General features: G+C 66.5%; 14 protein-coding genes and 1 tRNA gene. 8 read left to right on the forward strand and 7 right to left on the reverse strand.

Annotated features, from left to right (window positions below):
- Positions 1–103 precede the first annotated feature (103 nt).
- Positions 104–460, forward strand: coding sequence for a winged helix-turn-helix transcriptional regulator (locus FB390_RS22980; protein WP_141810805.1), 357 nt, complete (start codon positions 104–106; stop codon positions 458–460).
- 90 nt (positions 461–550) lie between these two features.
- Positions 551–638: transfer RNA gene (locus tag FB390_RS22985), tRNA-Leu, on the forward strand.
- Positions 639–958: 320 nt separating this feature from the next.
- On the opposite strand, the gene FB390_RS22995 is transcribed toward FB390_RS22985, so the two are convergent.
- From FB390_RS22995 to FB390_RS23005, 3 genes are all read right to left on the reverse strand, one after another.
- Entirely contained in the window at positions 959–2,677 is a 1,719-nt protein-coding gene (locus FB390_RS22995) for a CocE/NonD family hydrolase (RefSeq protein WP_141810807.1), read from the reverse strand.
- A 287-nt stretch (positions 2,678–2,964) separates the two neighbouring features.
- The gene (locus FB390_RS23000; protein WP_141810808.1) at positions 2,965–3,582 is read right to left on the reverse strand and encodes a TetR/AcrR family transcriptional regulator; all 618 of its coding nucleotides are present in this window, start codon (positions 3,580–3,582) and stop codon (positions 2,965–2,967) included.
- Positions 3,583–3,740: 158 nt separating this feature from the next.
- Entirely contained in the window at positions 3,741–4,154 is a 414-nt protein-coding gene (locus FB390_RS23005) for an SHOCT domain-containing protein (protein WP_141810809.1), read from the reverse strand.
- A gap of 427 nt (positions 4,155–4,581) precedes the next feature.
- On the opposite strand from FB390_RS23005, the gene FB390_RS23010 reads away from it, so the two are divergent.
- The 4 genes from FB390_RS23010 (at position 4,582) to FB390_RS23025 (ending at position 8,439) form a co-directional block, all read left to right on the forward strand.
- Positions 4,582–5,142: a hypothetical protein gene (locus tag FB390_RS23010; RefSeq protein ID WP_141810810.1), complete on the forward strand. Its 561-nt coding sequence runs from the start codon at positions 4,582–4,584 to the stop codon at positions 5,140–5,142.
- Positions 5,143–5,158: 16 nt separating this feature from the next.
- Positions 5,159–6,493, forward strand: coding sequence for a Dyp-type peroxidase (locus tag FB390_RS23015; RefSeq protein WP_141810811.1), 1,335 nt, complete (start codon positions 5,159–5,161; stop codon positions 6,491–6,493).
- On the forward strand, positions 6,490–7,497 hold the full coding sequence (locus FB390_RS23020; protein WP_141810812.1) for a hypothetical protein: 1,008 nt from the start codon (positions 6,490–6,492) through the stop codon (positions 7,495–7,497). The genes FB390_RS23015 and FB390_RS23020 overlap by 4 nt, the downstream gene beginning before the upstream one ends.
- Positions 7,498–7,578: 81 nt before the next feature.
- On the forward strand, positions 7,579–8,439 hold the full coding sequence (locus FB390_RS23025) for a hypothetical protein (RefSeq protein ID WP_141810813.1): 861 nt from the start codon (positions 7,579–7,581) through the stop codon (positions 8,437–8,439).
- Between the two features lie 36 nt (positions 8,440–8,475).
- Here FB390_RS23025 and FB390_RS23030 read toward each other — a convergent pair whose 3' ends face one another.
- Positions 8,476–9,858: a hypothetical protein gene (locus tag FB390_RS23030; protein WP_141810814.1), complete on the reverse strand. Its 1,383-nt coding sequence runs from the start codon at positions 9,856–9,858 to the stop codon at positions 8,476–8,478.
- Between the two features lie 337 nt (positions 9,859–10,195).
- On the opposite strand from FB390_RS23030, the gene FB390_RS23035 reads away from it, so the two are divergent.
- Both FB390_RS23035 and FB390_RS23040 read left to right on the forward strand, forming a co-directional pair.
- The gene (locus FB390_RS23035) at positions 10,196–10,648 is read left to right on the forward strand and encodes a DUF6325 family protein (protein WP_141810815.1); all 453 of its coding nucleotides are present in this window, start codon (positions 10,196–10,198) and stop codon (positions 10,646–10,648) included.
- Between the two features lie 10 nt (positions 10,649–10,658).
- A complete protein-coding gene (locus FB390_RS23040) occupies positions 10,659–10,955 on the forward strand; it encodes an SHOCT domain-containing protein (RefSeq protein ID WP_141810816.1) in 297 nt (98 codons plus the stop codon).
- On the opposite strand, the gene FB390_RS23045 is transcribed toward FB390_RS23040, so the two are convergent.
- Genes FB390_RS23045 through FB390_RS23055 form a run of 3 tightly spaced genes read right to left on the reverse strand, consistent with a single transcriptional unit; the run spans position 10,945 to position 14,743 of the window.
- Complete coding sequence (locus FB390_RS23045; RefSeq protein WP_141811969.1) at positions 10,945–11,481, reverse strand: hypothetical protein; 537 nt, start codon at positions 11,479–11,481, stop codon at positions 10,945–10,947. The genes FB390_RS23040 and FB390_RS23045 overlap by 11 nt on opposite strands.
- 7 nt (positions 11,482–11,488) lie before the next feature.
- Positions 11,489–12,886, reverse strand: coding sequence for an MFS transporter (locus FB390_RS23050; RefSeq protein WP_141810817.1), 1,398 nt, complete (start codon positions 12,884–12,886; stop codon positions 11,489–11,491).
- A gap of 12 nt (positions 12,887–12,898) precedes the next feature.
- The gene (locus FB390_RS23055; protein WP_141810818.1) at positions 12,899–14,743 is read right to left on the reverse strand and encodes a glycoside hydrolase family 15 protein; all 1,845 of its coding nucleotides are present in this window, start codon (positions 14,741–14,743) and stop codon (positions 12,899–12,901) included.
- Positions 14,744–14,747: the final 4 nt, after the last annotated feature.

The raw sequence follows: 14,747 nt of genomic DNA on the forward strand, positions 1-14,747 counted from the left end.
CGCGCTGGAATCAACAGTGCGCGAGTGACGTTGGGTCGACAAGTACCTACTATTCGGTCGGGTACTTACCCACACGTATGTGAGCAGCTAGCGAGGTGCGGCAATGGGCGCGAAGAGATCAGGACCATATTTCTGCGGCATCGACGCGGCCATGGACGTGATCGGCGGCAAGTGGAAGGCGCTCATTCTCTGGGAGCTCGAGGAGAACGGGGTGCGCCGTTTCGGCGAACTGCGCCGCGGCCTGCCCGGCGTCTCCGAGAAGATGCTCATCCAGCAGCTGCGCGAGCTCGAGGAGGACGGCATCGTCACTCGCGAGGTCTTCCCGGAGATTCCGCCGCGCGTGGAATACGAGCTCACCGAACTCGGTTCCGCCCTCAATCGCGCCCTCGAACCGCTCGGCGCATGGGGTCGCGACCGCATCGAACGCATCGGTGCCGGCCGAGTGCATGTCCCCGCCTGACCTGGCGATTTGGTGATCCCCCCGGCCACCCGTTTATGATCATGATCCGCTGGCGACGCCAAGTCGCCACGGACACAACAGAACACACCGGTCCGGGTGGCGGAATGGCAGACGCGCTAGCTTGAGGTGCTAGTGCCCTTTATCGGGCGTGGGGGTTCAAGTCCCCCTTCGGACACCAGTGCTGACCCACACGGGTGGCAGCGAGCAATTTCGAGTTTCTGGGTACTGGTACACCAACGCTCGGTACAACCGAGCCTCTTCACCGCCAGAGTCGCTGATAAGGCATGGGCCGCATCGCTTCCCGCATATCCTGATCGATTTGTATCGTTGCCACCCGCAATTCGTACAGTGCCTTGGCAAAAGTGTGCGCTGCTACGAAGTCGGCGTGGTAGTGCATCGGCGGCCAACCCGGGAATTGAACCGTGACATGGCATTGCATTCGCATTACCTCGGTCGCAGTGATATCCGGCCGTTGGCCGTTGGAATCTGTTTCAGGGTTCATTCGCCGTTCAGGATCGGCAGGAGCAGGCGTGAGCTGGAGTGCACCGTGTTGACGCCTGCGATGTCGACGGGGGCGTGACTGAAGAGCAGCATGGGCTGGAAGTCGTCGCGAGTGTCGTCGCTGGTGAGGATCAGCCGGATGCGGTGCCCGCGCTGGAATCGGCGGGCATTGGCGACCAGCGGGATTCGGTAGTCGACCGGCTCGCCAGAAGGGATAGGGACCTGCGCACGCGCCGGGAGGACGGGCCTGCCCGTTTCGCTAGCGTCCTCGTCGACATGGCGCATGGAGGCGCGCAGCCAGCCCTGAGTGATGTCGGTGGCCCCGCCGTCCGGGCCCACGTCTTGCAGGAGCAGGATCCATGCCGTGTCGGTCGCGCTGCTGGTGGCGGTGAGCCGTAGTTCGGGGTGGCCGACCATGTCGATGTCGCCGGGAAGCGGGTCGCTGGTCCAATTCAGCTGTGCGGGAAGCGCGTTCGCGCCGTCGGTGGCGTAGCTGCGCTCGCCGGAACGCTCGCCGGGTGTAAGGGAGCCGTCGGCGTTGAGCGCCAAGGGGGCGTGGGTGGCCGGCGGCGGCCAGGAGCCGGCGGTGCGCCACTGTTCGGCGCCGGGCAGCCAATAGCGAATGGCGGGGCCTTCGAGAATGCCGGTGTCTCGTCCTTTGAGCCAGTGGTCGAACCAGGCGAGGGCCTCGATGTGCATGCTCTCCCACGGCCATGGCAGACCGTAGTCCCCGAGCATGGCCATGCGCACGTGCGGGTTGTGGGCGAGGGCATCCCAGGCTTCGAAGAGCCCGGTCAGATGAAGGGGGACGTTGGACCACTCGCCACCGAGGTAGACGGGGATGTCGACGTCGGCGAGCCGTCCGGTCAGGTCACGCTCATCCCACCACGCATCGCGGGTGGGGTGAGCGGTGGCCACTGCCTCGAGCAGCGCGTTCCACGGGTGGGCGTCGTGGCGGAAGCGGCTGACCTGCTCCAGTCTGCGGTGCACCTCGACGGCGTCGCTCTGGCTGAACCGCCGGTGGATGGCGGGGATGGCGAGGAACCGGCGCAGGAGACGGGACAGGCCCTTGCGGTAGAGGCGGTCGCCGTGGGCGGAGAGGACACCCAGCGCATGGATCCACGGGGTAATGAAGGCCTCGCTCAGCAGGCCGTTGTGGTAGGCGGCCTCCCGGGCCTGGACAGTGACGTTGAAGGGGAACAGCGCCTCGAGGTGTGGCGGGCGCTGGGTGGCTGCCTCCAACTGGCTCATGGCGTAGTAGCTGATGCCGATCATGCCTACTTTCCCGTCGCACCATGGCTGCGCGGCGACCCACTCGACCAGGTCGAACAGGTCCTTGCGCTCCTGCTCGTCGAAGAAGGTGTAGACGCCGCCCGAGCCGACCGTGCCCCGGAGGTTGGCGATGACATGGGCGTAGCCGCGCGGCACCCAGAAATCGCTGGCACCGGCCTCGATGATGGCGGCGGGTGCACCCAGGTCCTGGAGCTGGCGGGGGTAGGGAGCCGCCGCGACCAGGGCGGGAAACCTGCCCTCGGCGTCGGGCCGGTGAATGTCGGCCAGCAGGTGGATGCCATCGCGAACCGGGATGGGCACGTTGTCTTCGCGTGTCGTCCTGTGGCCGGCCGGGGACAGATTGCGGTACTGACGACCAGTGGTCTGCGGTCCGTTGAGCAGACGCTGACCTGGCTCTACTCCAGCGGCCTTGAATCGGGCCATTGCACTCTCATTTCCACATATACGGAAATTAACTGCCCTCACCGTACGCGCGCCGCCTCCACGCGAGCAAGGGCAATTTCCATATGCCGTGAAAATATTGGAGAGTCTTGGCGATACCAGGGGGCTCGCTCGCCTACCAGGCGGTCGCCGGGAGTTCGCCGCGGCCTGCGCGTCAGCGCGGCGACATGGGCATGACGCCGCCGCGCCTCACTGTCGTACGGGTCGGGGCCGTGAGTGCTCAAGGGGATCCGGGACCGGGCCGGGACGGATGCGTCGTCCGCGTGCCGTCAGGCATTCCCGGGGATGTCCCCGCCGAGGGCGCCGGTGAGATAGTGCTGCACAGTCGGCGCGATCAGGCGGATGACCTGCTCCGAGGGGATGTCGGCGATAGGGGCGATCGCCCAGACGTAACGTGTCATCGCAAGGCCCACGATCTGCGTGGAGACCAGATTCGCGCGCACCGCGGCCTCGTCGCGGTCGAGGCTCGCCGACACGATCTGCAGGACGAGCGCGGAGAAGACGGAGCGGAGCCGCTCCATGGCGAGGGGCTCGTGACTCGCCGCGAGGATGATCGAGCGCAGGACCTCCGCGGTGGCCGGGTCGTCCCACAAGCGCAGCGCCGCCTCCACGAACGCCCGCCCGCGCTCCTCCAGTGGCACCTGGGCGGCCTCGGCAATGCGCTCACCGAAGGCGGCCGGCGGCTCCAGCGCCGCCTTCAACAATCCCGCTTTGTTGGAGAAGTAGTAGTTCACCAGGGTGGGATCCACCTCGGCGGCCTGAGCCACCGACCGCAACGAGGTCCCGGTGTAACCGCGCTCGGCGAAGGACTTGCGGGCCGCCGTCAGGATGCGGTCCGCCTGCGCGCCACGTTCCCCACGGGGACCCCTTCCTCCTCGTGCCGCCATGTCCCGCCGTCCCCCTCTTGCCCATCCATGAGCTCGCGCGATTGCCTGCCGATGCGGTTTCAGCACCTGCGCACAACATATTTCAGTATTCCGTGAAATTGCAACCAGGGTCGGAAGACGCAGCAAGACAAGTCAGTTCGGCATCCCACCGCCGCGGGTCACAGGCCGGTCGGTGTATTGGGTGCCGAAGCGGTACCGCCCAAGGCCTGGGCCTTCAATTGTTCGAATTCCACGTCGGTGATCACACCGGAGTCGCGCAGGGCCTTGGCGTCGGCGATGTTCTCGGCGGGCGACTTACCCGCGACCTGCCGGATGTACTGATCGGTGGCTTGCTTCGCCTCGGCCTGCGCTTGTTGAGCGCGCAGCGCCATGCCCCGCCCGCGGACGATCAGGTACACGAGCGCCGACAGGTACGGCAGGAAGATCAGGGCGATCACCCACACGGCCTTGGCGATGCCGGAGACGGTGTGGTCGCGGAACAGATCCACGAGAATCTGGAACAGCACGATCAGGTACGCCACGAAGGCGAACACGAGGATCGTGTACCACACGTAATCCCAGAACGAATCCATGCTGTGAACCTCCTCGGGCGGATCTCTTCCGTATCGTTGCCGACCATCGAATCCGGACTGCGGAGTGAATGGGACTGGCGGTCGGCCTCTCGGTCGAAAACAAACTTGTGTTTTCTTTGCGAGTTGTCCTGGCTTCGGCGACAGCTCGGGTGTGGTTCGAAAATAGGCGCACAGTGACGTCGGCGCCAGGGTTCGACGAAATTGCCGAGGAAATGGTACGTGTGAAGCGGCTCCCGCCGAGATACGAGCGTGCGGAGCGGTCACCGGCGAAGAGGATGATCATGGCTGATCGTGACTGCTAAAATCGCCGAATGAATACCGCCGCGGGGCGGTCCGATCGGCCGTTGTGCGGACCACTTCTTCGCGACCGTGCCGCTGGAGAGCGGTCCGCTTCTTCCCGCCCACACCGCTGGAGACGGAGGCGGACATGATCAAAGGTGACGGGGATTGGTCCGCGCCGGCGGCGATGGCCATCCCGAAGGAAGGCTATTTCGAGCTCGAGCAGGGCCGGTACGGGCCGATATTCCCCCGCACACCGGCCAATTACGGCTTCTCGATCATCGCGAAGGTCAAACCGGGGCGCGAGACGGCGATCCGGGAGTACGGCAAGCAGCTCGAGGCCGCGGTCCAGGAAGACCCCACCGTTCTGGCGCCGCTGCGGCTGCACTACCTGCGGTGGGTGCTGTTCGACATCGGCGACGGCTTGTGTTTCCAATACCAGGGGATCTTCGACACCGAATTCGACAAGTACGTCGAGGACGCGATCGCCCTGTTCCTCTCGACGGGTATCACGACCGTGTTCGTCAACCTCGAAGGGTTCCCGGAGGACTGGAGGACCGATACCGAAGCGGTCGTGAAGTTCTTCCGTGAGCATCAATTCCCGAGCTTCCTGGAGTACGGCGAGTACCCGTATGTGACCGCGGACGAGATCAAGAAAGCACTGCGCGTCAAGGCGGCGTTCTCCGGCATGCTCGACCAAATGCAGTAGAACCACGAGGTCGTTGATGCTCGAACTCGACGATATCCAGCACCTTGCGCTCACCCGTGTCCCGGCGCTGGCCGGACGCTACGAGTTCCTGACGTTCGCCAGTGGCGACGGTGGCCGGGCGTGGTTGTCCGCAATGGTCGACCGTGTGTCCTCGGCGGCCGAGGCACGGCGGTCCATGAGCACCGAGCACGGATGGGTGACACTCGCGTTCACCTGGACCGGGCTGCGCGCACTCGGTGTGCCCGAGCGGTCGCTGGCTACGTTTCCCGAGGAGTTCCGGCAAGGCATGGCGGCACGGGCGAGCATCCTCGGTGACACCGGGCTCGAGCACCCCGACCACTGGGTCGGCGGATTGGCGGGCGACGACCTGCACGCGATCGCGATCCTCTTCGCCCGCGACGACGCCGAACGCGCTCGCTGTGTGCAGGCGCACGATCGACTGGTCGCCGGCTGCGCCGGAGTGACGGTGCTGTCTTCGCTGGACGTGGGGGCGGTCCCGCCGCTGGAGTACGCGCACGACCATTTCGGCTACCGCGACCGGTTGTCGCAGCCGGTGATCGAGGGCTCTGGCGAACAGCCGACGCCCGGCTCGGACGCCCCGATCAAAGCCGGGGAGTTCATCCTGGGATATCCCGACGAGGAGGGCCCGCCGGTGGAACTGCCGCAACCGGAGGTGTTGTCGCGCAACGGGAGCTACGTGGCCTACCGGCGCCTCGAAGAACACGTCGGGCGGTTCCGCGACTTCCTGGCCGACCACACCGAGACCCCCGAGGAACAGGAATTGCTGGCCGCGAAACTGATGGGCCGCTGGCGCAGCGGCGCCCCGTTGGTGCTTGCCCCCGAGAAGGACGATCCCGACCTCGGCGCCGATATGCGGCGCAACAACGACTTCGACTACAAACGAATGGACCCCTATGGCTATGCGGCGCCACTGGGTTCGCACATCCGCAGGATGAATCCCCGCGACACCGCGGTGAACGTGCGACGCAGGCGCCTGATCCGCCGCGGCGCCACCTACGGACCGCACCTACCGGAAGGCGCGCCCGAGGACGGCGCCGAGCGCGGTATCGCGGCCTTCGTGCTCTGCGCGAGCCTGGTGCGCCAGTTCGAGTTCGTCCAGAACGTGTGGGTCAACGACAAGACCTTCCGTGAACTCGGCAACGAGCGCGACCCGATCATCGGCAATCAAGACGGCACCCTGGAGTACAAGATCCCCAAACGCCCGATTCGCCGGACCATCAAGGGATTACCGGCGTTCACGACTCTCAGAGGTGGCGCGTACTTCTTCATGCCAGGACTTCGCGGCCTGCGTTACCTCTGCACCCGAACCGACAGCGAGGTAGCACCATGACCCCGGCGCGCACCTACAACCAATCCCAGCTGCCACGCCCCTACACCCCCGGCAGACGCCGACTGAGCATCTATTGGACCTGGAGCTACCCGTGGGAGGCCCAGCGCGACCCCGCCGCGCTGGACAATCGCTTCTCCACCATGACCGAAGTGCGCCAGGCGGCTTGGCCCGCCTACGAGACACCCGAGTACGACGCCGCCCACTTCCTGCAAGGCATCGCGGGCACGTTGGAGCTGTTCCACCGCTCCACGCTCACCTTCCAGGAGCTCGCGGAAGAAGCCACCGGCCACCCCGTCGCGGTCTTCCAGCGCATCGATCAGGCCGGGTTCGAACTACCCATCGATGAACGCGTCCTCGCCGACACCGACACCCTCATGGTCTTCGGTCTCGACCACGTACTCGGTCAGGCCGCGGCCAAGCCCGACGAGATCGCGGCCATCGAGGAGTGGTTGCGCCGGGAAGGCACCTGTCTGATCCTGGCGCCGCACCACGACGTCGGCGGCACCGACGACCTCGGGCAACGCCAGATCGAACACGAGCACCACGGCGACCCGCTGGTGCCGCGGCAACAAAGGTTCAGCGCCTACACCCGCTCACTGATGGACGCACTCGACGTTCCGGTGCGCAACATGTATGGACTCCGTCCCGCCGTCGTCGAAGGCACGAAATCCATTGCGCCGCTGAATGCTTTCCGCGATCTCGACGCTCTGAATCTGCTCGACGACGTCACCACGTTCAACTTCCATCCCCACCTCCCGCATTACCATCTCACCGCGCCCGCGAGCGACTCCGTGCGGCTGCTCGCCCGCCAGCCCATCGATCTCGGCCGACCCCACCCCTTCACCGCCGAAGGCAACACCGAATTCAACACCCTGATCTGGTTGCCGCCCACCGACCGCCGCGCCGGCGACATCGTCATGATCGACTCCACCAACTTCACCACCCTGTTCGGCGGAACCGAAAGCCTCGCCAATCTCTGGCGCAACGTCGCACTCATGAAGTGACACCGCTTCGAAGCCGGCATCGCTCAGACCGAACCGCCGCGAAGTGATGACAACCCACCGGCGGTGCGGTTGAGTCGAGGTATGCGGTCGACGAATTTGTTCGGCACGCTGGCGAAGGCCCTCGCCGCGCGCACGGAATCGGCGAGTGGCTGGTCCCGCACCGTCCGACGCATTGTCGACGGGTTGGTCGAAATCGAGATCGTCGACCGATCGATGACCCTCGCGGCCCAGATCTTCACTTCGGTATTGCCCGTGCTGATCGCCGGGTCCTTCCTCCCCTATTGGGATCTCGCGGCCCAGGCGATCAACGATCAGCTCGGCTTCGACACGAACATGCTCGTGTCGGGGGTGGGCACCTTCACGGTCACCGATCCCACCTTCGCGGCATTCGGTGTCGTCGGATTGCTCATGGTCGTCATCAGCGGCACCTCGTTCGCCAAAGCGCTCGCGCGGATCTACGCGAAGATCTGGAACGTCCCGTCGATCGGTGTGCGCCACGCGTGGCGATGGCTCGTCGTCCTCCTGCTCGTCGCCTTCTCGGCAGTACTCATCGGCGCGATCCGGGAACTGACGGGGTTGCGCTACGTCGGTGTGCCTCTCGCGATCGCCGGCGAGCTGGTGATCTGGATGATCGTCTGGACCATCAGCCCATACCTGCTCACGATGGGGAAGCTGTCCGGCCGAGTCCTGTGGATGACCGGGGCGCTCACAGCTTCCGGTCTGACGGTTGTCCGAGCCGCGGGAAGGCTCGTGCTGCCACGGATCACGGATACCGCGTACACGAGGTTCGGGCTCCTCGGGCCGGTGTTCACGTCGATCAGCTGGCTGTTCGTGCTGTCCGCGGTGGTCGTCGGCGCCGCGACGATCACCAAGGCGCTCGCACTCGACGAGACCCCGCTCGGTCGCTATCTTCGCGGACCGGTCACCGATGATCGGCGATAGCCGCAGCCGACCGGCTCCCCCGCGATCCACTGACCATCACCCAGGAGGAGCCGACGCGTCGGCACGCGCCGTGGCCTCCGCATGCTGCCGGGCGACAGCCGGACGAATCAACAGTTCCACTGCGAGCAGGGCCAGCAGCGCGCCGAGGACGACCCACACGACCACGAGTCCGGTGGGATAGTGCCAGAACACCAGCAAGAGAGCGGCGATGCCGACGATCGTCCAGCGCAGCGCCGTGCGAGCTCCGAAAGCCCAGCGCTCCACCGCGTTCGGCGGCCGCGATCCGCGCACGTGCCGCACCGCGTCCATGCCGCGCCCGAACCGGCGGCGCATCGCGGTGGCCGAGGCCGAATCTCCGGCGAGGTAAGCGCCGAGCGCGATCGCCAGGCCCAGCACGGCGACGCCGCGCAGCGCGGTCCGCAGCGGCACGAGCGCGGTGCCGATGATCGCGGTGGCCGCGTCCGGTGACAGCACGTCGGCCGGCATCCGCTCCAGATACAGTGCCCGGGCGACGATCAGCGCGAGGGCAAGGATCAGCATGCCCACGGCCAGCGCGAGGCCGACGAAGGCCAAGGCGCGTCTGCGGCTGCCCGCGGGCGCGGCGGCGATCGTGGCCAGGGCGGCCGCGATCGTCACCCACGGCAGCACCGCCGAGGCTTTGTCGAGATTGTCGACCGCACGCTGCGCCCGGACCAGCTCCGGGGAACGGAACAACACGAACTGTTTGTCGACCGCCGGGATCTTCTCGGCGAACGCGAAGCCGCGATCGAGCAGCCGAGCCTTCACGTTCTCGATCGCCGTTCCCAGCGAGATGCTCACCGTGCCGTTCTCGTCGACGGTGACCGACTCGGGGCCGACGTGACCGGTCAGCACCGCCACCAACCTGGTATGCGCCGCGCGGTTGGCTTGTAGCCACAAATCCTCGAACTCGTCGCTGCGCACGTACGACAGCACCGTCTCGTGGACGAAGTCCCGCGCCTGCTGAGTGATCACCGGCGCGAGCCCTTCGACCGCGCGATCGACGCGCGGCCGGTCCCCGACCGCCGGAACCGCCTCGGTCAGGGCGGCCAGCGCGTCCGCGGTCATGCCTTCGATGTCGACGCGGGCGAAGATCTCGGCGGTGATGGTGTTCGCGACCTCGTTCTGCAGGACCGGGTCGGAGGCCAGCGGCGCCATCGTGGTCACGTACCGATCCGTGTCGAGGACCTGGCTTCGCACGTACCGGGCCAGCACCGTCGTGATCGCCAGCACGGCGACCAACACGACCAAGACCGCTACGGCGGTCCACCGCCATGCGTGCCGTCGCGGACGTGCGCCGCCGCGAACCTCCGCCCGCAACGCGGTCACCTCCGCGCGCAGCCGGTCGAGTTCGGCGCGTTCCTCGGTGCTCAGCCGTTCGTCGGGCGCGTTGGCATCCATCGATATCCCCAACTCCTGGAATGGGTTCGGGCAAACGCGGCAGCGTCGTGGACGGCAGCCGCCGCAATTCTTCGAAGAACTCGTATACAGAAAGCATGCGCTGTTCACCCCCACGTGAAAATGGGGGCGCGCCCTGGACGGTCCGGTCTGCCTCCGCGATGCAGTGACCTGGGCTGATCAGCGGCGTACGCTATGCCTGAGAGTAGCACCGCGCACACCGTGCGTTCGAGAACGATCTTCACCCGGCACAACCAGCCGAAACTGCTGCCACATCGAGAGCGATCTGTAAGCGAGCCAGGCTGATACGGCTCTTTCTCGTGACGGAAAGAGGATTACCGTGACCGAAACCGATATCGACGCGTTAGGCCCGGTCGATTATCTCGTGATCGAATTCCCCGCCGATCGGCCTCCGGACGGTTCGGCGCTTCCCCTCCTACGTGACCTCGTCGAGCGCGGCATCATTCGAGTGCTGGATCTGGCGTTCGTCCGTAAGGACGCCGACGGTTCCCTCGCCGGAATCGATATCGCCGACATGGGCCTCGAAGGGGACCTGGACATCACCCTGTTCGCCGAGGCGGGATCGGGCCTGCTCGACGAGGCCGACCGCAGCGAAGCGGCCGGGGTGCTCGAACCGGGGTGCTCGGCCGCGATCCTGGTCTACGAGAACAGGTGGGCAGCGCCCTTCGCATCGGCCTTGCGCCGCAAGGGCGCCCAGCTCGTCGCTTCGGGGCGCATTCCGATGCAAAGCCTGCTGTCGTCGCTCGAACTTCTCGAGCCGGAAAGTCGATAGGGAGGTTGTCATGCCAGGATTGCTTCGCGGCGTAGCCCGCACAGCCGTGATCTCCGGGACCGCGACCGCTGTGTCCAATCGGGTCTCCCGCCGTCAGGGCGAGCGGTGGGCGGCGCAGGAGCAGGCGCAGCCCGACCCCTACGCGCAGCAATACGCGCCACCAACGGCCGCACCCGCACCGCCACCGAGCGGCGGCAGCGACATGGACCGGATCACGGCACTGAAAGAACTCGCCCAGCTCAAAGCGCAGGGCGTGCTCACCGAAGCGGAGTTCGAAGCGGAGAAGGCGCGAATCCTCAGTGGGTGAGCAGGATCTTGACGATCACGACGGTCGTGGCGACCACCGTAATCAAGACCGCGGCCAGCACGGATGCCCTATTCGGGCGCTCGCCGTTGAGTCGGCCGATGACGAACACGATGCCCCCGATGCGGACCAGCACGGCCAATTCCGCGACGATCTGCGCGGTCCTCGGCTCGACCCATCCGAGCCAGCCGGTCGCGAGAACCACGCACGGCAGTACGGCCGAACTCAGAATCGGGACGGAATTGCGCAATTCGTGGAGTGTCTCGGCCCGCGTCGATGGGCTCCGATGGCGCACGCTGTGTCCGACCGCTTCGGCGAAGGCGTGCGCGACGAAGGTGGACAACGCCGTCCCGAGAACCACAAGGATTCCGACGTCCTTCTCGCCCGTGGTGATCGGCACCAGCGCCGCGAGAACCAGGACATTGCCGTAGATGTAGGCGCTGATGCGGCTCGCCGCGTTCTCGCGATCCAGCGGCCTGGAGCGCGAGAACAACGGCCGGTGCAGCAGCGCGTGCGGACTCGATGACACGTTGTCGTCAGCCCGCACGGGACGCTCCGGCGGGACGTGCCGAGTCGTGTCGCGGCAGCGCTGTGGCGGCGAGGAATCCGGCGATGGCGATGATCGCGAGGGTGGTCATCGCGGCGGCGTAGGCGTGACTCGACAGACCCGCGACCAGGATGGTGCCCGCGATGGCGGTGCCGAGCGAGGAACCCAGATTCGAGACGCAGCGCGACAATCCGGATATCTCGCCCTGCTGGTCCTCGCCGAAGCTGGACTGGACGATGTCGACCGACGGTGTCAACATCACGCCGAGACCGATTCCGATCAACAGCAACCCGGGCGCCAACGCCCAGGGGTTTTCGAAGCGGCCCGCGAGTGCGAGTAGCGCGCCGATGCCGACGACGGTCACCAGGAACCCGGCGATGATCAGGGTGCGCTCGGTGCGTCTCCGCGCCAGCCGCGCCGCGCCGAGCGACGTCACCAGCAGCCCTACTGTGGCCGCGGTGAAGATCACGCCGGTCTGAATGGCGTTGTAGCCCCGGACTACTTGCAGATAGGCGGCGACCACGAACGAGGTTCCCATCAGCACCAGCCACTGGATGTTCTGTGTGACGAGACCGAGGTTGGAGGTGCGGTTGCGGAAAAGGTTCGTCGAAATCAACGGCACGCGGCCCGCCTTCTCCTTCGCGCGGATCGAGAGGAAGAACAACACCAGCACCACCGCGCTCGCCGCGATCAGTACGAGCATGAGCCGGAGGTCGTTGTCGGCGGCGAGGATTCCCATGACGAGCAGCACCAGCCCGACCGCCGACAGCACGGCGCCCGTGACGTCGAACGGCACGGTCGGGTCCGGGCGCACCGGATCGACGATGCGGCGGCCGAGCAGCACGATCGACGCGACCACCAGCGCTTGGAACGCGAACGCCGCGCGCCAGCCGATCCCCGAGGTGATGAGTCCGCCGAGGAGCGGTCCGGCCGCGGCGCCGATCCCGCCCATCGCCATGATCGCGCCGAAGGCCCTTGCGCGAGAGGTCGTTTCGGTGAAGAACAGGGTGGTCAGGATGTAGACGGGCGGGATGAGCATCGCGGTGCCGACGCCTTCCAGGATCGAATTGCCGAGGATCAGCACGCCGAGCCCAGGTGCGAGCGCGCTCAGCACCGCGCCGACGCCGTAGATGATCAGTCCCGCCATGAAACAGCGTTTGCGGCCGTACCGGTCGGTGATCTTCCCGCCGGGAATCATCAGGGCGGCCATCACCAGCAGAAAGATCGTGATGACCATCTGCACACCGTGCACCGTGGTGTTCAGATCGGCGCTGATGTCGTTGATCATCACGTTCATGTTGGAACCGGCGAAGCTGCAGATGAACTGCGCGAGTGCCAGCGGAACCAGCACACCGCGGGGTGGGCTGAGCGAACCGGTATCCGCCATCGCGCTGCTCGCCTATCCGTCGGTTGTGGCCGACCCGGCTTCGGCGCGGTCGAGTTGTTCGTCGAGGGCCATGGCTGCCGCGACGAGGGCGAGGTGAGTGAACGCCTGCGGGAAGTTGCCGAGTTGCTCGCCGGAGGGACCGATCTCCTCGGCGAAGAGCCCGACGTGGTTGGCGTAGGTGAGCATCTTGTCGAACGCGTAGCGGGCATGGGTCAACCGGCCCGAGCGGGCGAGCGCCTCGACATACAGGAAGCTGCACAGGTTGAAGGTGCCCTCGACGCCGCGCAGTCCGTCCGGAGACGCCTCCGGGTCGTAGCGATAGACCAGGCTGTCGCTGACCAGTTCGTCGTCCATGGCGTCGAGGGTGCTCAGCCATGCCGGATCCCGAGGCGACAGGAAACCCATCCGCGGCATCAGCAGCAGCGACGCGTCGAGCACGTCCGTGGCGTAGTGCTGCACGAACGCCTGCCGTTTCGAGCTCCAGCCCCGATCGACGATCTGGGCGAAGACCGCGTCCCGCGCCCGCGTCCAGTTCGCCACATCCGCGGGCCGGGAGTAGTCCCTGGCCAAGCGGATACCTCGATCGAACGCGACCCAGGTCATCAGCCGGCTGTAGGTGAATTCCTGTTGGCCGCCGCGGGTTTCCCAGATGCCCTCGTCGGCACGGTCCCAGTGCTCGGTCAGCCAGTCGAGGAGATTCGCGAACGTCCGCCAGCCCCAGATGCCGCCGATGTCCGAGGACTGCGCCATGGCGTCGGCAGCCTCGCCGTAGATGTCGAGCTGAATCTGGTCGGCCGCCGCGTTGCCGACCCGCACCGGCGCGGAGCCGCGGTAGCCCTCCCAATGGTCGAGTATCTCTTCCTCCAGTCGCGGGTCGCCGTCGATCCGGTACATGATCTGAAGCGGCTCACCGGAGGCGGTATGGCCGGCGTCGAGACGGTCGCGCAGCCAGCGCCGGAAGGCGAAGGCCTCTTCGGTGAAGCCCAGATCGATCAGCGCCCGCACCGACAGCGAGGCGTCCCGGATCCAGGTGTACCGGTAGTCCCAATTGCGTTCCCCGCCGACCTGTTCCGGCAAGCCCATGGTGGCCGCGGCGATCGGCGCGCCGGTCGGCAGGTAGGTGAGCAGTTTCAAGGTGATCGCCGAGCGGTTGACCATGTCCCGCCACCGGCCGCGATACGTGGACGAGCGCAGCCAGGACTGCCAGAAGCGGCGACACCGATCGAGATCGGCGATGGTGTCGTCGCGCTCCGGAGTGGCGGGGGCTGGGCCCTCGCTCGCCGTGCTCGTCAAGACGATCACCGCGCTCTCGCCCTGAGACAGCGTGAATCGTGCCGTGACATCGCCGTCCTCGGAGTGCAGTGTCACGGGATCGGTCACCTGTAGATGCAGGTCCGTGTCCGGCCCATGGAAGACCGCCGCCTGTTCGCCCCGCTGTTCCAGTGTGTGCTCGGCCCTGCCGTAGTCGAACCGTGGGCGGCAGGTCAGTGTGAACGTCAGGGTTCCGCGCACCACGCGGACCACGCGAACCAGCCGGTGTCGGTCGGTGGGGACGGGCTCGCGGATCGGTTCCATGAAATCGCCGACTTCGCCCACCCCGTCCGGTGCCATGAACCGGGTGACGAGAATGGCCGTATCCGGCAGATACAACTGGCGAACCGCGGCCTTCTCGGCGGTGTGTTCCGCGGCCACCCGGCAGAAGCCGCCGCGCTCGCTGTCCAGCAGTGAGGCGAAGACGCTCGGCGAATCGAACCTGGGCGTGCACCACCAATCGATGGTCCCCGCGGAGGACACCAGAGCCGCGGTCTGGAGATCGCCGATGATGCCGTGCTCGGCAATGGGCGGGTACGCGTTCACGAGC

Origin of the sequence: Nocardia bhagyanarayanae, from assembly GCF_006716565.1 — a bacterium.
Lineage (GTDB): Bacteria > Actinomycetota > Actinomycetes > Mycobacteriales > Mycobacteriaceae > Nocardia > Nocardia bhagyanarayanae.